The sequence below is a fragment of the Roseivivax isoporae LMG 25204 genome (assembly GCF_000521865.1).
Lineage (GTDB): Bacteria > Pseudomonadota > Alphaproteobacteria > Rhodobacterales > Rhodobacteraceae > Roseivivax > Roseivivax isoporae.
Window position 1 is genome coordinate 1 of sequence record NZ_JAME01000023.1, and the last position, 19,773, is coordinate 19,773.

Genomic DNA, 19,773 nt, shown 5'->3' on the forward strand with positions numbered 1-19,773 from the left:
CGCGCGGATCGGCCATCCCGTGACGTGGCTCGGGCGACTGATCCTCGTCCTCGATGCGCGGCTCAACGATCCCCGGCGCAGCGTCGCGCAGCGGCAGCTCCTCGGGGGCATCGCGACGCTGCTCGCCGTGGCGGCCGCGGCGCTGCCCGCGGCGCTGGTGCAGACTGCGCTGCCCGGCGGCGCCGCCGGTGCCATCCTCGCGGGTGTGCTCGCCTGGCCGCTTGTCGCGGCCCGGTCGCTGCACGAACACGTGGCGGCGGTGGCCGCGCCGCTCGGACGTGGGGACGTGGCCGGCGCGCGCCGGGCCGTCGCCATGATCGTCGGGCGCGATCCCGAACGGCTCGACGCCGCCGGCATCGCCCGCGCCGCGACCGAGAGCCTCGCAGAGAACGCCTCCGACGGGATCGTCGCGCCGCTCTTCTGGGGCGCCGTTGGCGGGCTGCCGGGGATCGCCGCCTACAAGGCCATCAACACGCTCGATTCGATGATCGGCCACCGCACGCCGCGGCACGAGGCGTTCGGCGCGGTGGCGGCGCGCGTGGACGACGTGGCGAACCTCGTTCCCGCGCGGCTGACCGGCCTGCTCTTCGCGCTGGCCTCGGGGCGGCCGCGCGCGGTGATCCGCGTCATGCGCCGCGACGCACCGCACCACCGATCGCCCAATGCCGGCTGGCCCGAGGCCGCGATGGCCGCCGCGCTCGGGGTGCGCCTGTCCGGCCCGCGCGTCTATTCCGATCGCGTGGCGGAGGAGCCGTGGCTCAATGCCGCGGCGCCCGATCCCGACGCCGCGGCGCTGGCGCGGGGCCTCGCGCTCTATCTGCGCGCGCTCCTCCTGCTCGCGCTCGGCCTCGCGCTCGCGGCCGTGATCTGAACGGGGCTTGCCCGGGCGCCGCCGCCGTGGTCTCTGACCGGCATGCGCGATCATGGCGGAGACCTCGACCGGGCGATGGCCCGGCATGGCGGCGACGAGGGCGCCTGGACCGACCTGTCCACCGGCATCAACCCGGTGCCCTATCCGCTGCCCGACCTGCCCGGGCGGGCCTGGACCGCGCTGCCCACCGCCGCCGACCTGCAGGCCCTGCGCGATGTCGCGCGGGCGGCCTATGCCACCCGCGCGGCCGTCGTGCCGCTCGCCGGGGCGCAGGCGGCGATCCAGTTGGTGCCGCGGCTCGACGCCCCGCGAACCGCCCGCGTCCTCGGGCCGACCTACAACGAACATGCCGCGGCGCTCGCCGCTGCCGGCTGGTCGGTCGAGACAGTCGGGGACACCGACGCGCTCGCCGGGGCCGACCTCGCCGTGGTGGTGAACCCGAACAATCCCGATGGCCGCCGGACGCCGCCCGACGCCCTGCGTGCGCTGGCCGCGCGGGTCGGCCAACTGGTGGTCGACGAGAGCTTTGCCGATGCCGAGCCCGCGCTGTCGCTGGCCCCCCTCCTCGACGGGACGGACACGCGCGTCGTCGTGCTGCGTTCCTTCGGCAAGTTCTACGGGCTCGCCGGGCTGCGGCTGGGCTTCGCGCTGGCGGGGCAGGAGACCGCGGCGCGCCTCGCGACGCTCGCGGGACCCTGGGCGGTGAGCGGCCCTGCGATCGCGGCGGGCGTGCGGGCGCTCGCCGACAGCGAATGGCAGGCCGGGACGATCGCCCGGCTGACCCGCGATGCCGCGCGCCTCGACGCCCTGGCGGGGCGGGCGGGTTGGCGGCTCGTCGGTGGCACGCACCTGTTCCGGACCTACGACACCGGCGACGCGCGCGCGGCCCAGGAGAGGCTCGCGCGACGGCGCGTCTGGTCGCGCGCCTTTCCCTATTCGGGCGGCTGGCTGCGCCTCGGCCTGCCCGGGACCGAGGCCGGGTGGCGCGCGCTCGCGGCGGCGCTCTGAGCGATGGAGTTCTCGTCCGAAGACCGCGCACGGCTCAAGGCGCTCATGACGTGGCGGCGGGACGTGCGCCATTTCCGCACAGACCCGCTCGACCCGGCGCTGGTGGCGCGGCTTGCCGAGGCGATGGCGCTTGCACCGTCGGTCGGTAACGCTCGGCCGTGGCGGGTGATCCGGGTCGAGGACCCGGCCGTGCGGACCGCCATCCGCGACGAGTTCGCCCGCTGCACCGCCGCCGCCGAGGCCGCCTATGCGGGCGCGCGACGCAAGGAGTACGCGGCGCTCAAGCTGGCGGGTCTCGACCGCGCACCGCTGCAGCTCTCGATCTTCTGCGACACCGACCCCGAGGAGGGTCACGGCCTCGGCCGCGCGACCATGCCCGAGACGCTGATGCAGTCGACGGCCATGGCGGTCTACGCGCTGATGCTCGCCGCGCGGGCCGAGAACGTGGGCGCAGGGCTCGTGTCGATCCTGTCTCCGGACGTCATGGCACGCATCCTCGACGTGCCCCCGCGCTGGCGGTTCGCGACCCATGTCTGCCTGGGCTACCCCGAGGCGGTGGACGACACGCCGCTCCTGCACCGCGCGGGTTGGCAGGAAAACGCCGAGCCCGAATGGGAGACGCGCTAGCGCGCCACGGCGATCAGCCCGGCCACGTCCAGGTGCGCCTCGAGGTGATCGGCGAGCGCGTCGAGCGTCGCCTCGACCTGCGCGTCGTAGCGCGTCCCGGACGCGGCGCCGAAGCCGCCGAGCCACGCCGCGCGGAACCGGTCGTCGCGGAACATGCCGTGTAGGTAGCTGCCTGCGACGCGGCCCGACGGCGCCACCGCGCCTTCCGCCGCGCCGTCGACATGGGCGAAGGGGCGGGCGCGGTCGGGCCCCGTCGTCCGGCCCACATGGATCTCGTAGCCCGTGAACGCTGTGCCGGTCGCGGCGTGGATCGCGGCAGCCTCGGTCACGCGCTTGTCGCCCGTCATGACCGTCTCGACGTCGAGCAGGCCGAGACCCGCATCGCTGCCGGGCGGCCCCTCGATCCCCTCGGGGTCCGAGACGCGGCGCCCGAGCATCTGGAACCCGCCGCAGATGCCGAGGACATGCCCGCCCCGGCGCACATGCGCGGCGAGGTCCACGTCCCACCCCTGGGCGCGCAGATGGGCGAGATCGCCCCGCGTGGACTTCGACCCCGGCATGATCACCACGTCGGCGTCGCCCGGCAACGCCGCGCCTGCGCGCAGCATGGTCAGCCGCACGCCGGGCTCCTGCGACAGCGGGTCGAGGTCGTCGAAATTCGCCATCCGCGACAGGCACAGGCACACCACGTGCAGGCCGGTCCCGCGGGCCTGCGTCCGGATGTCGAGCGCGTCCTCCGCCGGCAGCCGCCAGGCGTCCGCGAACCACGGCACGACGCCGAAACCCCGCCAGCCGGTCCGCTCCGCGATCATGCGGTAACCCTCGTCGAAGAGGCTCGGATCGCCGCGGAAGCGGTTCACGAGGAAACCTGCGACCATCGCGGCATCGCCCGGGTCGATCACCGCCTGCGTTCCCACGATCTGCGCGATGACGCCGCCCCGGTCGATGTCGCCGGCGAGGATCACCGGCACCTCCGCCGCACGGGCGAAGCCCATGTTGGCGATGTCGCCCGCCCGCAGGTTGACCTCGGCCGGGCTGCCCGCGCCCTCGACGAGGACGAGGTCGTGCGCCCCGCGCAGCCGCGCGAAGCTCTCGAGCACGCGCGCCATCAGCTGCGGCTTCAGCGCGGCGTAGTCCCGCGCCCGCACCGTGGTCAGGCGGCGGCCCTGCACGACGACCTGCGCGCCGGTATCGGTCTCGGGCTTCAGCAGGACCGGGTTCATGTCGGTCCGGGGCACGAGGCCCGCGGCGAGCGCCTGCAGCGCCTGCGCGCGGCCGATCTCGCCCCCGTCCGCGGTCACGGCGGCGTTGTTCGACATGTTCTGCGGCTTGAACGGCGCGACCGAGAGGCCGCGCCGCCGCGCCGCGCGGGCGAGCCCCGCGACGAGCAGCGACTTGCCGACATTCGACCCGGTGCCCTGGATCATCAGCGCGCGGCTCATGCGTCGATCCCGAGCAGCGCCGGCAGCCGCGCGCGGCTCTCGGCGGTGAAGTGGAAGGCCTGCCAGCCGCGGCCCCGCGCCGCCGCGACGTTCGCCCGCGCGTCGTCGATCAGCAGGATGCGCCCGGGCGACAGGCCGGACCAGTCCTCGATGGCGCGCCAGAAGCCCGCATCGGGCTTGGCGACACCGAGGCCGCCCGAGGCGAAGATCGCCTCGACCCGGGCGGCGAAGCCCATGCGCTCCATGATGTAGCGGGCGCGGGGCACGGTGTTGTTCGTGCCGATGACCGCGCGCTGCGGGGCGGCGTCGAGCCAGCGCACGGTTTCCGCGTCGGGCCGCGCATCGCGGTCGAGCCAGTAGGCATGCAGCTCCGCCGCGCTGACCTGCGTGTCCCGCGTGGCGAGCCAGGCGGCCAGCGCCTCCTCGAGGTCCCGCCGTCCGCGCAGCACGTCGCGCGCGAGCCCCGGCTGGCGCAGGAACGCGCGGAAGGCGCCCGCGTCGATCCCCATCTCCTGCGGCAGGTCGTCGATCCACGGGAACGGGCCCGACGGCGGCTCCGTGTTCAGCACGCCGTCGAAATCCCACACGACGAGGTCGGGCGCCCTCAGAACTCCACTCCCGCCTGGGCTTTCACGCCCTCGCGGAACGGATGCTTGACCAGCGTCATCTCGGTCACGAGGTCGGCCGCCTCGATCAGCTCGGGCTTGGCGTTGCGCCCGGTCAGGACCACGTGGGTCATGCGCGGCTTTTCGGTCAGAAGGAAATCCACGACCTCGTCGATGTCGAGGTAGTCGTAGCGCAGCGCGATGTTGATCTCGTCGAGCAGCACGAAGCGGATGTCCGGATCGCGGATCTGCGCCTTGGCGATCTCCCAGCCGTTCCGGGCGGCGGCCACGTCGCGGGCTCGGTCCTGAGTTTCCCAGGTGAAGCCCTCGCCCGAGACGAAGAAGCGGCATTCCTCGGCGAATCGTTCGCGCAGGAACGTCTTCTCGCCGGTGTCCCAGGTGCCCTTGATGAACTGCACCACCGCACAGGGCATGCCATGGGCGATGCAGCGCATGATCATGCCGAAGGCCGAGGACGATTTTCCCTTGCCGGCGCCGGTGTGCACGACGATCAGGCCCTTCTCCTCGGTCTTCGACTTCATCATCTCGTCGCGGGCGGCCTTGATGCGGCGCATCTTGGCATTGTGGCGTTCGGTGACGTCGTCCATGGGACCTCCGGTCGGGGATCGGTGCGAATGGGGCGCGCGGCTTGACAGCCGGCCGCGTTCCTGAGCATGTCGCAAAGGCTGGTGCCCGTGTAAACGGGTGAAAAGGGAAGCTGCAGCCGGGCCTGGCCCCGGCGAGGCACGCCGCCCCCGCGACCGTAACCGGAGAGGTCGCCCAGGTGCCACTGGTCCCGCGAGAGGGCCGGGAAGGCCGGGCGACCGTCGGAGTCCCGCATGCGCCCCACGGCGCCGCGTCGGGCCCCGGGATCCGCAAGCCGGGAGACCTGCCAGCACGAAACGACGTGGACCGGACGGGGTGCGCCGGTGTCGGGAGGCTCAGAGGCTCGCGCCCGCCTGGCGACGCGTGCCGGACCCCCCGTTCCAAGGTGCCGCCGTCCCGATGGACGACCCCCGGGACCCCGCGGTTCCGCGGCGGGACAGGCAGAGGGGCCGAGAGCGATGAGCGACAGAAGCCGAGCCGGGACGGACGGGGCGGGGGCCGAGCTGCTCGTCTGCATGACCTGCCGCCGCGGACAGGACATGCCGGCGGACGAGCGCCGCCCGGGCGCGCACCTTCACGACAACCTCGCCGCGGCGGGACTGCCCGAGGGCGTGCGGCTCGTGGGCGTCGAGTGCCTGCAGAACTGCGACCACGGCTGCACCGTCGCGCTGCGCGGGCCGGGCCGCTGGACCTATGTCTACGGCCGCCTCGACGAGGTGGCGGACGTGGACATGCTGCTCGATGGGGCGGCGCGCTACCGGGCGACCGCGGACGGGCTCATCCCGTGGCGCGAGCGCCCGCAGCATTTCCGCAAGAACTGCATCGCCCGCATCCCGCCGCCCGTGGCGGCCGACGATGCCGATCCCCAGACCCAACCCCGAACGGAGGCCGCCCATGGCTGATCTCGAGAAGCTGCCCGTCACCATCGTCACCGGCTTTCTGGGCTCGGGCAAGACGACGCTGATCTCGAACCTGATGCGCAATCCGATGGGCAAGCGGCTCGCCGTGGTCGTGAACGAGTTCGGCGACGTGGGCGTCGACGGCGAGATCCTCAAGGGCTGCGCCATCCCAGACTGCCCGGCCGAGAACGTGGTCGAGCTCGCGAACGGCTGCATCTGCTGCACAGTCGCCGACGATTTCCTGCCCACGATCGAGGCGCTGCTGAAGCTTGACCCGCGCCCCGAGCACATCCTGATCGAGACCTCGGGCCTCGCCCTGCCGAAGCCGCTGCTGAAGGCCTTCGACTGGCCCGCGATCCGCTCGGCGGTGACCGTCGACGGCGTGATCGCGCTTGCCGATGCGGAGGCCGTGGCGGCGGGCCGCTTCGCCCCCGACGTCGCGCGCGTCGACGCCCAGCGGCTCGCGGATGACAGCCTCGACCACGAGACGCCGCTATCCGAGGTCTTCGAGGACCAGATCGCCTGCGCGGACATCGTGCTCCTGACCAAACCCGACCTCGCCGGGCCCGAGGGCGTTGCGAAGGCGCGCGCTGTCATCGCCGCCGAGGCGCCGCGGCCCTTGCCGGTGGTCGAGGTCGCCGAGGGCGTGGTCGACCCGCGCGTGATCCTCGGGCTCGGCGCCGCGGCCGAGGACGACATGGACGCGCGCCCCTCGCACCACGACGACGCGCCCGACCACGACCACGAGGATTTCGAGAGCGTGGTGATCGACCTGCCCGAGATCGGCGCCCCCGCCGACCTCGTGACGCGGATCGAGGACCTTGCCCGCGCGCGCAACATCCTGCGGGTCAAGGGCTACGCCGCGGTCGCGGGCAAGCCCATGCGGCTCCTCGTGCAGGCGGTGGGCGCGCGGGTGCGCCACCAGTACGACCGGCCCTGGGCGCCTGGCGAGGCGCGCGGCGGCCGGCTGGTGGTGATCGCCGAGCACGACGACATCGACGCCGCCGCGATCCGCGACGCGCTCGTTCCCGCCGCGGCCGCGGCGGAGTAGCGGCACGGCCACGCGGGGCCTGGGAGGGCCGCCATGCACGTCATCTTCCGCGAGAGCCACGGGCTCGAGGAGACGGACACCCCGACCGATCTCGGGCAGGAGCCCGCAGACCTCGTGGTGCTGTCCTTCTCCGACAGCGACCTCGGCGCCTTCGCGGCGGGGTGGGAGCGCGGCGGCGGGCGCGCGGGCCGGCTGCCGTCCCTGAGGCTCGCGAACCTCGCGGCGCTGCGGCACCCGCTGTCGGTCGACACCTATCTCGACGCGACGCTGGCGGGCGCGAAGGGCATCCTCGTGCGGCTGATCGGCGGGCGGTCCTACTGGAGCTACGGCCTCGACCAGCTGGCCGCGCTGGCGGCGGCGCGCGGCATCGCGCTCGCCGTCCTGCCCGCGGACGGGCGCGCGGACCCGCAGCTCGACGCGGTCTCGACCGTGCCCGCCTCGACCCGCGCCCGCCTCGCGCGGCTCTGCGACGGCGGCGGCGCGGTGGCGGCGCAGGCGGCGCTGCAGCAGCTGGCGCTGGCTGCGGGGCTCTATGCGGGGCCCGTGCGCGGAGCGAAGGCGCTGCCCCCGGTGGGCGCCTGGACCGACGGGGACGGGGTCTGCTGTCCCGCCGCGATCGCGTTCGGCGGGGACGGAGGGGGGCTGTCCGCCCCCCGCGCCTCCGGCGCCCCCCCGGAGGATATTTCGGCCAAGAAGAAGCCCCTCGTGCTCGTGGTCTTCTACCGCTCCTATCTCGTGGCGGCGGACCTCGCGCCGGTCGAGGCGATGATGGCGGCGCTGCGCGCGCGCGGCTGCCGGGTGGCGGGGCTCTTCGCGCCGTCGCTCAAGGCGCCGGAAGCGGCGGGCTGGCTCGCGCGGCAGGTGGCGGCGCTCGCGCCGCAGGCCATCGTGAACGCGACCGCGTTCTCGGGACGCGGCGCGGACGGCGCGTCGCCGCTCGACGCGGGGGGCGTCCCGGTGTTCCAGGTGGCGCTCTCGACCGCCACGCGGGATGCCTGGGCCGCGGCCGAGCGCGGGCTCTCGCCCGCGGATCTCGCCATGCATGTGGTGATGCCCGAGGTGGACGGCCGCATCTTCGCGGGCGCCGTGTCGTTCAAGGAGGCGGGCACGCGCGACCCCGACCTGCAATTCGCGCGCGTGGCCCACGTGCCGGAGGCGGGCCGCGTCGCGGCGGCGGCCGACCGGGTCGCGGCGTGGATCGCGCTCGCCCGGAAGCCCGCGGCGGCGCGGCGCGTGGCGCTGGTGCTGTCGACCTATCCCGGGCGCGCGTGGAACATGGCGCACGCGGTCGGGCTCGACGCGCTCGCCTCGGCGGAGGCGATGCTCGCGGACCTCGCCGCCACGGGGCACGATGCGGACAGCGCCGCGCCGCTCGGCGCGGCGCTGTCCGCGGGACGCATCACCTGGCCGCTCGAGGCCTACCGCGCGGCGCTGGCGCGGCTGCCGCGGGCGCTCCGCGACGATCTCGCGGCGGCCTGGGGCGCGCCCGAGGACGACCCCGACACGGGGCCCGGCGGCTTTGCCTTTCGCGCGGTGCGGCGCGGCCGCGCGCTGGTGGCGCTGCAGCCCGAGCGCGGCCTGCCCGAGCGGCGCGGCGAGGATTACCACGACCTCGGCCGCGTGCCGCGGCACGCCTACGTGGCATTCTATCTCTGGCTGCAGGAGCAGGCCGACGCGCTCGTGCATGTGGGCGCGCACGGCACGCTCGAATGGCTGCCGGGCAAGGCCGTCGCGCTGTCCGAGGCGTGCTGGCCCGAGGCGCTGACCGGCGCGCTGCCGGTGATCTACCCCTTCATCGTGAACGACCCGGGCGAGGCGGCGCAGGCCAAGCGGCGGGTCGGCGCGGTCACCCTCGGCCACGTGCCGCCGCCGCTGCGGGTCTCGGGCACGCCGGCGCGGCTCGCGCGGCTCGAGGCGCTGCTCGACGAGTTCTCGAACGCCGACGGGCTCGACCCCGGGCGGCGCGACCGGCTGACCGGCGACATCCGCGACGAGGCGCGCGCGCTCGGCGTCGAGGAGGACCTGGGTCTCGGGGTCGAGGCCTGCCCGGCCGAGGCGATCACCCGCATCGACCGCTTCGTCTGCGACGTGAAGGAGAGCCAGTTCGGCGACGGCCTGCACGTCTGGGGACGTGCGCCCGACATGCCGCCCGGGGCGTTCGACGCGCGGCCCTCGGCCGCGGCCGAGCGGCGGTCGCTGCCGGACGCGCTGTCGGGACGGTGGATCGCGCCCGGGCCGTCCGGGTCGCCCCATCGCGGACGCACCGACGTGCTGCCCACGGGGCGCAACCTCTACACCACCGATCCGCGGAGCGTGCCGACCCGGTCGGCCCACGCCCAGGGCGTGCGGCTGGCCGAGGCGCTGGTGCGCCGGCACCTGCAGGACGAGGGCGACTGGCCGCGGGGGGTGATCGTCGACCTCTGGGGCTCGTCCACCATGCGCACCGCGGGCGAGGATTTCGCCATGGCGCTGGCGCTGATCGGCGTGCGCCCGACCTGGGACGAGGGGTCCGAGCGCGTCTCGGGGATCGAGGTGCTGCCGGTGGCCGAGCTCGACCGGCCGCGGATCGACGTGACCCTGCGGGTCTCGGGGCTGTTCCGCGACGTCTTTCCCGGTCTCGCGGCGCTCTTCGGACAGGCGGTGCGCGCGCTCGAGGGGCGCGACGAGGCGGCGGACTGGAACCCCTACGCGGGACGCGCCGCGGGCGCGCGGGTCTACGGGCCGAAACCCGGCTCCTTCGGCCTCGCCATGGGCGGGCTGCTGACCGACTATTCCGAGGACGGCCGCCGGGCCGCGGGCGAGGCGTGGCTCGCGGCCAGCGCGTGGGCGCTGGACGGCACGACGGCCCGGCCCGATCCCGACGGCATCCGGGCGCGGGTAGCCACGACGGACGCTTTCGTGCACGCGCAGGACCTGCCCGAGACCGACCTCCTGCTGGCCGAGGACTACGCTGCGCACGAGGCGGGCTTTGCCGCGGCGCAGGGCGTGGCGGGGGGCAGGGCGGCGCTCTGGCATCTCGACAACACCGATCCCGCGCGCCCGCGGGTCCGCGCGCTGACCGAGGAGGTCGCGCGCGTGGTGCAGGCGCGCGCGGCGCATCCCGGCTGGATCGCGGGCATGCGGCGGCACGGCTTCCGCGGCGCCGCCGAGATTGCCGCGACGCTCGAGCACATGGCGGCCTTCGCGCATCTCGCGGGCGCCGTGCCGGCGCATCTCTTCGACCTCTACTGGGAGGCCACGCTCGGCGACGCGGGCGTGACGGATTTCCTCGGGGCCGAGAACCCGCAGGCGCTCGACGCCATGCGCGCGCGGTTCGCGGAGCTCGCCGCCGCGGGGCTCTGGCAGACGCGGCGCAATTCCATCCTCGCGGGGCTGGAGGCGGGCGCATGAGCACGGCGCGGGTCCGCGGCTGGTGTCCCGGGGCGCTGACCCCGATGCTGTCGGGCGACGGCTACGTCCTGCGCGTGCGCCCCCGGGGCGGGCGGCTGTCGGCCAACGAGGCACGGGCGCTCGCGGCCCTGGCGGCACGGCATGGCAGCGGAACGCTCGAGATCACGCAGCGGGCGAACCTGCAGATCCGCGGGATATCCGCGGCGGCGCTGCCCGCGTTGCAGCAGGGGCTGGCCGCCGCGGGCCTCGTCGATGACGACGCGGGCGTCGAGGCGCGGCGCAACGTGGTCGTGTCGCCCTTCGACGACGACGGCACGGCTGCGCCGCTTGCCCGGGCGCTGGAGGCGGCGCTGGGCGCGACGGGCTGGCCGCCGCTGCCGTCGAAGTTCGGCTTCGCCGTCGATGCGGGCCCCGCCGGGCGGCGCATCGCGGCGGCAAGCGGCGATGTCCGGATCGAACGCTGCGCCGCAGGGATCCTCGTGCGCGCGGACGGCGCGCGGGCGGGGCGCCCCGTGCCGGACGCGGCGGCTGCGGTCGCGCTGGCGCGGGCGCTCGCGGAGTGGTTCGCGGCCTCGGGCGGCATCGGAGCGGACGGCCGGGGCCGCATGGCGCGGCACCTGGCCCGCGGCGCGGTGCTGCCGCCGGACCTTGCGGGCGACGCGGTGCCGGACCCGGCCCTGTCGCCGGTGCCGCCCGGACCCGGCGCGGGCGGGCTGTCGCTCGGCGCGGCCTTCGGGCTTCTGCGGGCAGAGCGGCTCGCGGGCATCGCCGATCGGCTCGATGACGCCCCGCTCTGCGTCACGCCGTTCCGCACGCTGTTCGTGCCGGGCGCCGGGGACCGCCTCCAGGATTTCGCCGCGCCCGACCTCGTGACCGCGTCCGGCGACCCGCGGCTCCGCGTCGTGGCCTGCACCGGCGCGCCGGGCTGCCCGCAGGCGGAGGGGGCCACGCGCCCGCTCGCCGCCGCGCTCGCGGCTCGTGTGCCCGAGGGCGCGCTCTGGCACGTGTCGGGCTGCGCCAAGGGCTGTGCGAATCCACGGCCTGCCGACGTCACGGCGGTGGCGCGCGGGGGGCGATACGACCTTGTGATGGGCGGCGCGCCGTGGGAAGAGCCCAGCCGCCGCGGCCTCTCCGCCGCGGAGATCGAGGAGGCGCTCGGCACCTGATGCCCTACAGCTACGAGACCGACGGTGCGGCGATCTATCGCCAGTCCTTCGCCACGATCCGCGCGGAGGCCGCGCTCGACGGCTTCGCGCCCGACGAGGAGCAGGTGGCGGTGCGCATGATCCATGCCGCCGGCATGGTCGGGCTCGAACGCTTCATCCGCTTCTCGCCCGGGATGGTCGCGGCGGCGCGCGCGGCGCTCGGCGCGGGCGCGCCCGTGCTTTGCGACGCGCGCATGGTGAGCGAGGGCATCACCCGCCCGCGCCTGCCGGCCGGAAACGAAGTGATCTGCACGCTGCACGACCCCTCGGTGCCAGGGCTCGCGCAGGAGATGGCGACCACGCGCTCGGCCGCCGCACTGGAGCTCTGGCGGCCGCGTCTCGGCGGCGCCGTGGTGGCGATCGGCAACGCGCCGACCGCGCTCTTCCACCTCTTGAACATGCTGGAGGACCCGGCCTGCCCGCGGCCCGCCGCCATCGTCGGCTGCCCCGTGGGGTTCGTCGGCGCGGTCGAATCGAAGGACGCGCTCTGGCAGGCGGCGCCTGCGCCCTGCGTCATCGTCGAGGGGCGGCTCGGCGGCAGCGCCATCACCGTCGCCGCCATCAACGCCATCGCGAGCCGGGCGGAATGAGCCCGGGCACCGTCCATTGCGTCGGCCTCGGGCCGGGCGATCCCGAGCTCATGAGCGTGCGGGCCGACCGGCTGGTACGCGCCGCGCGGCATGTCGCGTTCTTCCGCAAGGCCGGGCGGCCGGGCCGCGCGCGCGCCATCGTCGAGGGCATGCTGCGGGGCGACGCGGTGGAATACCCGATGGAATATCCCGTCACCACCGAGATCCCGCTCGACGACCCGCGCTACAACGACCTCCTGTCGGCGTTCTACGCGCAGTGCACGGCGCATCTGCGCGCGCTCGCCGAGGCGGGCGAGGACGTGGTGGTCCTCTGCGAGGGCGACCCGTTCTTCTACGGTTCGTTCATGCACCTGCACGCGCGGCTCCGCGACCACGTGCCGGTGCGCATCGTTCCGGCGGTGACCGGCATGTCCGCGGCGTGGACCGCGACGGACATGCCGGTGACGTGGGGCGACGACGTGCTGACCGTGCTCATGGGGACGCTGCCCGAGGCCGACCTCGCGCGCGGCGCGGCGCAGGCCGACGCGCTCGTGGTGATGAAGGTGGGCCGCAACCTGCCGAAGATCGCCCGCGCGCTCGCCGCCGCGGGCAAGGCCGACCGGGCCTGGCTCGTGGAATATGCCAGCATGGAGGGCCAGAGCGTCGTGCCGCTGGCCGAGGCGGGCGCGCGTGTCGCGCCGTATTTCTCCATCGTCGTGGTGCACGGGCAGGGACGGCGGCCGTGACCGGCCGGGTGGTCGTGGCGGGCCTCGGTCCCGGGGCGGACGCGCTGGTGACGCCCGAGGTGACCGAGGCGCTGGCAGAAGCCACGGACGTCGTGGGCTACGGGCCCTACGTGGCGCGGGTGGTTGAGCGGGCCGGGCTCGCGCTTCATGCCAGCGACAACCGGGTGGAGCTCGACCGCGCGTGCCACGCCCTAGCGCTCGCGGCCGCGGGGCGGCGGGTGGCGGTCGTGTCCTCGGGCGATCCCGGCGTCTTCGCCATGGCCGCCGCGCTCTTCGAGGCGCTCGAGGCCGGGCCGGCCGCGTGGCGCGGGCTCGACATCCGCGTGCTGCCCGGCATCACCGCCATGCTCGCCGCCGCAGCGCGGGCGGGCGCGCCCCTCGGCCACGATTTCTGCGCGATCAACCTCTCGGACAACCTCAAGCCGTGGGCAACCATCGAGAAGCGCCTGCGCCTCGCGGCCGAGGCGGATTTCGCCATGGCCTTCTACAACCCGCGCTCGCGTGCGCGGCCCGAAGGCTTTTCGCGCGCGCTGTCGGTCCTGCGCGACACCTGCGAACCCGCGCGCGTGGTCATCTTCGCCCGTGCCGTCAGCACGCCCGACGAGGCGCTGCGCGTGGTGCCGCTGGCAGAGGCCGCGCCCGAGATGGCGGACATGCGCACCGTGGTGCTGGTGGGCTCGTCGCTGACGCGCGTGGTCGAACGTCCGGGCGCCGCGCCCTGGGTCTACACGCCGCGCTCGGTCCCGGCATGAGTCTCGGCCACCCAGTCCAGCACCTCGGCGGGCGTGGCGCGCTCGGGCCGGTCGGGCAGGTCGGGCCGGTCGATCATGATGACCCGCAGGCCCAGGGCGCGCGCCGCTGCGATCTTGGCATAGGCGCCGCTGCCGCCCGCGTTCTTCGACACGACGAGGTCGATGCGGTGCTCGGTCAGGAGCGCGCGGTCGGCCTCTTCCGCGAAGGGGCCGCGGTCCACGACGGCGTGCACGCGCGGGAAGGGCGGCGGCATGGCCGGGGGATCGACCAGCCGCAGAAGGTAGAAATGCTGCGGGTTCGGCGCGAACTCCTGGAGATGCATCCGCCCTACGGCCAGCAGCACGCGGCGCGCGGGACCTGCGAGCGCCGCGACCGCGCCCGCGATGTCGGAAACGCGGATCCAGTCGTCACCCGGGACGGGCTGCCAGGGCGGCCGCGTCAGGGCCACGAGCGGCACGCCCGCGGCGGCGCACCCCGCCACGGCATTGGCGCTCATCTGCGCGGCGAAGGGATGCGTCGCGTCCACCACGTGGGTGATGCCGTTTGCCGCGAGATAGGCCGCGAGGCCCTCCGGCCCGCCGAAACCCCCGATGCGCTGCGGCAGCGGCTGGCGCAGCGGCCGCTCGACCCGCCCCGCGAAGGAGACGGTGCCGGCAAGCCCCGCCTCGGCCGCGGCGCGCGCGAGCGCGGTCGCCTCGGTCGTGCCCGCGAGGATCAGGAGGTTCGGTCGCATGGCTGAGGGTCCGTGGCTGACGATACTCGGTCTCGGCGAGGATGGCCCGGACGGGCTGCCTCCCGCAAGCCGCGCCGCGCTCGATGCGGCCGAGGTGGTCATGGGGCCCGCGCGGCACATGGCCCTGGTGCCCGGGACCGGCACCGAACGGGTGGTCTGGCCCGTGCCCTTCGCCGACGGTCTGCCGATCCTCGAGGGCTTTCGCGGCAGGCCCACGGTCGTGCTCGCCTCGGGCGATCCGTTCTGGTTCGGCGCCGGCAGCGTGATCGCGGCGCGGCTTCCGGCCCGCGAATGGCGCGCGCTGCCGGGACCCTCCACCGCGTCGCTCGCCGCCGCGCGGCTCGGCTGGCCGCTCGACCGCGTCACGTGCCTCGGGCTGCACGCGGGGCCCCTGTCGCGGCTCGCGCCGCACCTTGCCCCGGGGGCACGGCTGATCGTGCTCCTGCGCGACGGCGCGGCGGTGGCGGAGCTCGCCGCGCATCTCGACGCCGGCGGGTGGGGCCCCTCGCGCCTCGTGGTGCTCGAGGCGCTCGGGGGCCCGCGCGAACGCGTGACTGAGGCCTCGGCCGCCACACCGCCCGACCACGCCGTGGCCGCCCCGGTCTGCGCTGCCATCGAGGTCGCGGGCACCGGGATCGCCCTGCCGCGCGGCACCGGCCTGCCCGATGCGCTGTTCGACAGCGACGGGCAGATCACCAAGGCGCCGATGCGCGCGCTGACTCTCGCGGCGCTGGCGCCGGTGCCGGGTGAGACGCTCTGGGACATCGGTGGCGGGTCGGGGTCGGTGGCCATCGAGTGGCTGCTGCGCGACCCCTCGCTGGCCGCCGTCAGCGTCGAGCGCCGCGCCGACCGCGCCGCGCGCATCGCGTCGAACGCGGCGCGGCTCGGCGTCGACCGTCTGCGCGTGGTCGAAGGCACGGCGCCCGAGGCGCTCGCGGATCTGCCCGCACCGCAGGCGGTCTTCGTGGGCGGCGGGCTGTCGGACGCGCTGGTCGCGGCGCTGCGCGCCGCCGCGCCGGCCGCGCGTCTCGTCGCGAATGCCGTGACGCTCGAGGGCGAGGCGACGCTCGCCCGCTGGCACGAGCGGCTCGGCGGCGAGCTTCTGCGCATCGAACTCGCGCGCGCGGCGCCGCTCGGCGGCTATCGCGGCTGGCGCGCTGCCTACCCGGTGGTGCAGTGGAGCTTCCGGCCGTGATCGTCGCGGGCTTCGGGTTTCGCGGCGGGGCGAGCGAGGGCAGCCTCGCCGACGCGCTCGCGCAGGCGGAGCGCGCGACGGGCGCGCGCGCGCAGGCGCTCGCGACGGTCGCGGACAAGTGCGAGGCGCCGGCCTTCGCCGCGCTTGCCCGCGCGACCGGCCTGCCGGCCCGGCCGGTTGACAGCGCGGCGCTCGCGGCGCAACAGGTCCCGACGCGGTCGGCGGCCTCGATCGCCGCCCGCGGCACCGGCAGCGTGGCCGAAGCGGCGGCGCTGGCAGCGGCAGGGCCGGGTGCGCGGCTCCTGGCGCCGCGCACGGTGTCGGCGGACGGCGCGGCCACCTGCGCGCTGGCGCGGGACGGACGGACCGCAGGCAGGATGGAGGGATCCCAGTGAAGGTGCATTTCATCGGAGCGGGCCCGGGCGCCCCGGACCTCCTGACGCTCCGGGGGCGCGACCTGATCGCGGCCTGCCCGGTCTGCCTCTATGCGGGCTCGCTCGTGCCCGAGGCGGTGCTCGCGCATTGCCCGCCGGGCGCGCGGGTGGTGAACACCGCGCCCATGGACCTCGACGGCATCATGGCCGAGATCGACGCGGCGCGGGAGGCGGGCCAGGACGTGGCGCGGCTGCATTCGGGCGACCTGTCGGTCTGGTCGGCCATGGGCGAGCAGCTGCGCCGGCTCGACGCGATGGGCATCGCCTACACGGTGACGCCGGGCGTGCCGTCCTTCGCCGCCGCGGCGGCGGCGCTCGGGGCGGAGCTGACGCTGCCCGGGCTCGCGCAATCGGTGGTGCTGACCCGCACGCCCGGGCGCGCCTCGGCGATGCCGCCGGGCGAGCGGCTCGAGGCCTTCGCCGCGACCGGCGCGACGCTCGCCCTGCACCTCTCGATCGGGCGGCTGGCCGAGATCGTGGCGACGCTCGTGCCGCATTACGGCGCCGACTGCCCGGCGGCCATCGTCCACCGGGCGAGCTGGCCCGACGAGCGCGTGGTGCGCGCGCCGCTCGCGGCGCTCGCGGAGGCGGCGGGCGCGGAGATCACGCGCACGGCGCTGATCCTCGTCGGTCCGGCGCTCGCGCGCGAGGGCTTCGACGAGAGCCGGCTCTACGCCGCGGACTACGACCGGCGCTACCGGCCGCAGAGCGCGGAAAGCCCCTGGGCGGAGTGGACGCATGGCGACGACTGAGGCGCGCGGGACGGGCCGGGCAGGGGCGCCGCCCCTCTTCGCCTGCGGCGAATTCACCCCGGGATGTTTCGACCAAGAAGAAGCCCGGGCACCGGGCGCGGGGAGGCCGCCATGCTGCCGGGCGGACTGATGGTGTCGGCGCCGGCCTCGGGAACCGGAAAGACGACGGTGATGCTGGGCCTCCTGCGGGCGCTGTCCGAGGACGGGCTCGCGGTGCAGCCGTTCAAGAGCGGGCCGGACTACATCGACCCGGCGTTCCACCGGGCGGCGGCGGGGCGGGCGTCGTTCAACCTCGACTGCTGGGCCATGGACGCGCCGCTGCTCGGCGCCGTTGCCGCGGGCGCGGCGGGCGCCGACATCTGCGTGGGCGAGGGGTCCATGGGCCTCTATGACGGGGTGGCGACGGCGGGGCGCGCGGGCTTCGGCTCGAGCGCCGAGATCGCGCGCGCCATGGGCTGGCCGGTGGTGCTGGTGCTCGACGTGGGCGGGCAGGCGCAATCGGCGGCGGCGACGGCGCTCGGCTTCGCGCGCTACATGCCCGACCTCGCGATCGCGGGCGTGATCCTGAACCGGGTGGCGAGCCCGCGGCACGCGCGCCTGGTGCGGCTCGGGATGGAGCGGGCCGGCCTGCCGGTGCTGGGCGCGCTGCCGCGCCGGGGCGACCTGGCGCTGCCCGAGCGGCATCTGGGGCTCGTGCAGGCGGTGGAGCATCCGGACCTCGAGGCGGCGATCGCGGGCTACGCGGCGTTCCTGCGCGACCACGTGGACCTCGCCGCGATCCGTGCCGCGGCGGCGGGCGGCGGGCCCGCGCGGCCGGGCCGGCTGCCCGCGCCGCCGGGCCAGCGGATCGCGCTGGCGCAGGATGCCGCGTTCTCCTTCGTCTATCCGCACCAGCTCGCGGGCTGGCGCGCGGCGGGCGCGGAGATCGTGCCGTTCTCGCCGCTCGCGGACGAGGCGCCCGACCCGGACGCGAACGTCGTCTGGCTGCCGGGCGGGTATCCCGAGCTGCATGCCGGCAGGCTCGCCGCCGCGGAGCGGTTCCGCACGGCGCTCGCCCAGCACGCCGAGACGCGGGCCGTGCACGGGGAGTGCGGCGGCTACATGGCGCTCGGCGCGGGGCTGATCGACAAGGAGGGCCGCCGGCACGCCATGGCGGGGCTCCTCGGGCTTGTGACGAGCTACGAGACGCGGCGCTTTCACCTCGGCTACCGCCGCGCGGTGCTGCGCCACGCGATGCCGGGCCACGAGGCGGGCGCGGCGCTCCGGGGCCACGAGTTCCACTACTCGACCATCCTCGCGCAGCCCGACGCGCCGCTCGCCGCGGTGAGCGACGCGGACGGCAGCCCGGTTCCCGAGACCGGGTCCGTGCGCGGGCGGGTGAGCGGGACGTTCTTCCACCTGATCGCGGCGGAGGAGGCGGCATGAGCGGCTTCGTCAGTTTCGTGGGCTCGGGGCCGGGCGATCCTGAGCTCCTGACGCTCAAGGCGGTGGACCGGCTGAAACGCGCGGACGCGGTCCTCTTCGACGATCTCTCCTCGGGGCCCATCCTCGCCCATGCACGCAGCGGCGCGGACCTCGTGGGCGTGGGCAAGCGGGCCGGCCGGCCCTCGCCGCGCCAGCACCACGTGAGCCGGCTGCTCGTCGATTACGCCCGCGAGGGCGGGCGCGTGGTCCGGCTCAAGTCCGGGGATGGGGGATTGTTCGGGCGGCTCGAGGAGGAGCTCGTGGCGCTGCGGGAGGCGGGCATTCCCTACGAGATCGTGCCGGGCGTGCCCTCGGCCTGCGCCGCCGCCGCCGCAGCGGGCATCCCGCTGACCCGACGGCTGACCGCGCGGCGGGTGCAGTTCGTCACGGGCCACGACGCCGATGGCGGGCTGCCGCGGGACATCGACCTTGCAGCGCTGGCCGATCCCGGCGCCTCGACCGTGGTTTTCATGGGCAAGCGCACCTTTCCCGCGCTGCTCGCGGCGCTCGTCGCGCGGGGGCTGCCGCCCGGCACGCCGGCGATCCTCGCCGAGGCGGTGTCGACGCCGGCGGAACGGGTGGTGCGCTCGGACGTGAGCGCGCTTGCCGAGATGCTCGCGGCAGAGCCGGGCAGCCAGCCCGCGCTGATCCTCTACGGGCCGCTCGCGGACGGGGCCGGATGAGCGGGACGCCGGATCTCTGGCTCGTGGGGATCGGCACGGGGGCGCCGGGGCACGTGACGCTCGAGGGGCAGGAGGCGCTGCGCGGCGCGAGCCTCGTCCTCGTGCCGCGCAAGGGGCCCGACAAGGCCGACCTCGCGGAGCTGCGCCATGCCATCCTGCGTGCGAGCGGCAGCGGCGCACGGGTCGTGGAATTCGACATGCCCGGGCGCGACCCGGACCTGCCCTACGTGCGTGCGGTCGAGCTCTGGCACGACGAGATCGCGCGGCGCTGGTCGGCCGCCATCGCCGCGGCGGCGCCGGACGGGCCGGTCGCGCTGCTGGTCTGGGGCGATCCCGGGCTCTACGACAGTACGCTGCGCATCGCGGCGCGGCTCGACCCCGCGCCGCGGGTGCGGGTGGTTCCGGGGATCACCGCGCTGCAGGCGCTGACCGCCGCGCACGCGGTCCCGTTCAACACCGTGAACGGCGCGGTGGTGGTGACGACCGGCCGGCGGCTGCGCGACGGCGGATGGCCCGCGGGCGCCGAGAGCGTCGCGGTCATGCTCGACGGCGCGTGCAGCTTTCAGGACCTCGATCCGGCGGGCCTCCGCATCTGGTGGGGGGCGTTCCTCGGCATGCCGGAGCAGGTGCTCGATGCGGGGCCGCTTGCCGAGGCAGGGCCCCGCATCGTCGCGCGGCGCGCGGCGGCGCGCGCCCGGCACGGCTGGATCATGGACACCTACCTGTTGCGGAAGGGGTGA

The 19,773-nt window shown here is 75.6% G+C and carries 20 protein-coding genes and 1 riboswitch; of the genes, 16 read left to right on the forward strand and 4 right to left on the reverse strand.

Annotated elements, in window-relative coordinates; genetic code table 11:
- The 3 genes from cbiB to bluB all read left to right on the forward strand — a co-directional run.
- Positions 1 to 871: adenosylcobinamide-phosphate synthase CbiB (cbiB, locus tag RISW2_RS14640; protein ID WP_043772603.1), on the forward strand; the 871-nt coding region annotated here is incomplete at its 5' end.
- A gap of 42 nt (positions 872 to 913) precedes the next feature.
- Complete coding sequence (gene cobD, locus RISW2_RS14645; RefSeq protein ID WP_043772605.1) at positions 914 to 1,879, forward strand: threonine-phosphate decarboxylase CobD; 966 nt, start codon at positions 914 to 916, stop codon at positions 1,877 to 1,879.
- Positions 1,880 to 1,882: 3 nt separating this feature from the next.
- A complete protein-coding gene (bluB, locus tag RISW2_RS14650) occupies positions 1,883 to 2,506 on the forward strand; it encodes a 5,6-dimethylbenzimidazole synthase (RefSeq protein ID WP_043772608.1) in 624 nt (207 codons plus the stop codon).
- Here bluB and RISW2_RS14655 read toward each other — a convergent pair.
- Genes RISW2_RS14655 through cobO form a run of 3 tightly spaced genes read right to left on the reverse strand, consistent with a single transcriptional unit; the run spans position 2,503 to position 5,161 of the window.
- Positions 2,503 to 3,948, reverse strand: a complete 1,446-nt coding sequence (locus tag RISW2_RS14655; RefSeq protein WP_043772611.1) for a cobyric acid synthase — start codon at positions 3,946 to 3,948, stop codon at positions 2,503 to 2,505. The two genes, bluB and RISW2_RS14655, sit on opposite strands and share 4 nt — an antisense overlap.
- A complete protein-coding gene (locus RISW2_RS14660; protein WP_051492053.1) occupies positions 3,945 to 4,535 on the reverse strand; it encodes an HAD family hydrolase in 591 nt (196 codons plus the stop codon). The genes RISW2_RS14655 and RISW2_RS14660 overlap by 4 nt, the downstream gene beginning before the upstream one ends.
- A gap of 17 nt (positions 4,536 to 4,552) precedes the next feature.
- The gene (gene cobO / locus RISW2_RS14665) at positions 4,553 to 5,161 is read right to left on the reverse strand and encodes a cob(I)yrinic acid a,c-diamide adenosyltransferase (RefSeq protein WP_043772614.1); all 609 of its coding nucleotides are present in this window, start codon (positions 5,159 to 5,161) and stop codon (positions 4,553 to 4,555) included.
- Between the two features lie 62 nt (positions 5,162 to 5,223).
- Positions 5,224 to 5,464: riboswitch (cobalamin riboswitch) on the forward strand.
- Between the two features lie 153 nt (positions 5,465 to 5,617).
- Here cobO and RISW2_RS14670 point away from each other — a divergent pair.
- Genes RISW2_RS14670 through cobJ form a run of 7 tightly spaced genes read left to right on the forward strand, consistent with a single transcriptional unit; the run spans position 5,618 to position 13,771 of the window.
- Complete coding sequence (locus tag RISW2_RS14670; protein ID WP_051492054.1) at positions 5,618 to 6,061, forward strand: DUF1636 family protein; 444 nt, start codon at positions 5,618 to 5,620, stop codon at positions 6,059 to 6,061.
- Entirely contained in the window at positions 6,054 to 7,109 is a 1,056-nt protein-coding gene (gene cobW, locus RISW2_RS14675) for a cobalamin biosynthesis protein CobW (RefSeq protein WP_043772616.1), read from the forward strand. Before RISW2_RS14670 ends, cobW begins: the two co-directional genes overlap by 8 nt.
- 33 nt (positions 7,110 to 7,142) lie before the next feature.
- Positions 7,143 to 10,499 (forward strand): cobaltochelatase subunit CobN, encoded by a 3,357-nt coding sequence (cobN, locus tag RISW2_RS14680; RefSeq protein ID WP_043772619.1) that lies wholly within the window; start codon positions 7,143 to 7,145, stop codon positions 10,497 to 10,499.
- Complete coding sequence (locus RISW2_RS14685; protein WP_043772621.1) at positions 10,496 to 11,665, forward strand: hypothetical protein; 1,170 nt, start codon at positions 10,496 to 10,498, stop codon at positions 11,663 to 11,665. Before cobN ends, RISW2_RS14685 begins: the two co-directional genes overlap by 4 nt.
- Entirely contained in the window at positions 11,665 to 12,294 is a 630-nt protein-coding gene (locus RISW2_RS14690; protein ID WP_043772623.1) for a precorrin-8X methylmutase, read from the forward strand. Before RISW2_RS14685 ends, RISW2_RS14690 begins: the two co-directional genes overlap by 1 nt.
- Positions 12,291 to 13,019 carry a precorrin-2 C(20)-methyltransferase gene (locus RISW2_RS14695; RefSeq protein WP_043772625.1) on the forward strand — a complete coding sequence of 243 codons (729 nt, stop codon included), beginning with the start codon at positions 12,291 to 12,293 and terminating at the stop codon, positions 13,017 to 13,019. The genes RISW2_RS14690 and RISW2_RS14695 overlap by 4 nt, the downstream gene beginning before the upstream one ends.
- On the forward strand, positions 13,016 to 13,771 hold the full coding sequence (gene cobJ, locus RISW2_RS14700) for a precorrin-3B C(17)-methyltransferase (RefSeq protein ID WP_043772627.1): 756 nt from the start codon (positions 13,016 to 13,018) through the stop codon (positions 13,769 to 13,771). The genes RISW2_RS14695 and cobJ overlap by 4 nt, the downstream gene beginning before the upstream one ends.
- Here the strand turns inward: cobJ and RISW2_RS14705 are convergent.
- Positions 13,744 to 14,505 carry a cobalt-precorrin-6A reductase gene (locus RISW2_RS14705; RefSeq protein ID WP_043772630.1) on the reverse strand — a complete coding sequence of 254 codons (762 nt, stop codon included), beginning with the start codon at positions 14,503 to 14,505 and terminating at the stop codon, positions 13,744 to 13,746. The genes cobJ and RISW2_RS14705 overlap by 28 nt on opposite strands.
- Between RISW2_RS14705 and RISW2_RS14710 the strand changes: the two genes are divergently transcribed.
- From RISW2_RS14710 to cobF, 6 genes are all read left to right on the forward strand, one after another.
- On the forward strand, positions 14,504 to 15,700 hold the full coding sequence (locus RISW2_RS14710; protein ID WP_043772634.1) for a bifunctional cobalt-precorrin-7 (C(5))-methyltransferase/cobalt-precorrin-6B (C(15))-methyltransferase: 1,197 nt from the start codon (positions 14,504 to 14,506) through the stop codon (positions 15,698 to 15,700). The genes RISW2_RS14705 and RISW2_RS14710 overlap by 2 nt on opposite strands.
- Entirely contained in the window at positions 15,697 to 16,095 is a 399-nt protein-coding gene (locus tag RISW2_RS14715; protein ID WP_043772768.1) for a cobalamin biosynthesis protein, read from the forward strand. Before RISW2_RS14710 ends, RISW2_RS14715 begins: the two co-directional genes overlap by 4 nt.
- The gene (gene cobM, locus RISW2_RS14720; protein WP_043772636.1) at positions 16,092 to 16,886 is read left to right on the forward strand and encodes a precorrin-4 C(11)-methyltransferase; all 795 of its coding nucleotides are present in this window, start codon (positions 16,092 to 16,094) and stop codon (positions 16,884 to 16,886) included. Before RISW2_RS14715 ends, cobM begins: the two co-directional genes overlap by 4 nt.
- A gap of 111 nt (positions 16,887 to 16,997) precedes the next feature.
- Entirely contained in the window at positions 16,998 to 18,311 is a 1,314-nt protein-coding gene (locus RISW2_RS14725; protein WP_043772638.1) for a cobyrinic acid a,c-diamide synthase CobB, read from the forward strand.
- Positions 18,308 to 19,033: a uroporphyrinogen-III C-methyltransferase gene (gene cobA / locus RISW2_RS14730; RefSeq protein ID WP_043772640.1), complete on the forward strand. Its 726-nt coding sequence runs from the start codon at positions 18,308 to 18,310 to the stop codon at positions 19,031 to 19,033. Before RISW2_RS14725 ends, cobA begins: the two co-directional genes overlap by 4 nt.
- A complete protein-coding gene (cobF, locus tag RISW2_RS14735; RefSeq protein WP_043772642.1) occupies positions 19,030 to 19,773 on the forward strand; it encodes a precorrin-6A synthase (deacetylating) in 744 nt (247 codons plus the stop codon). The genes cobA and cobF overlap by 4 nt, the downstream gene beginning before the upstream one ends.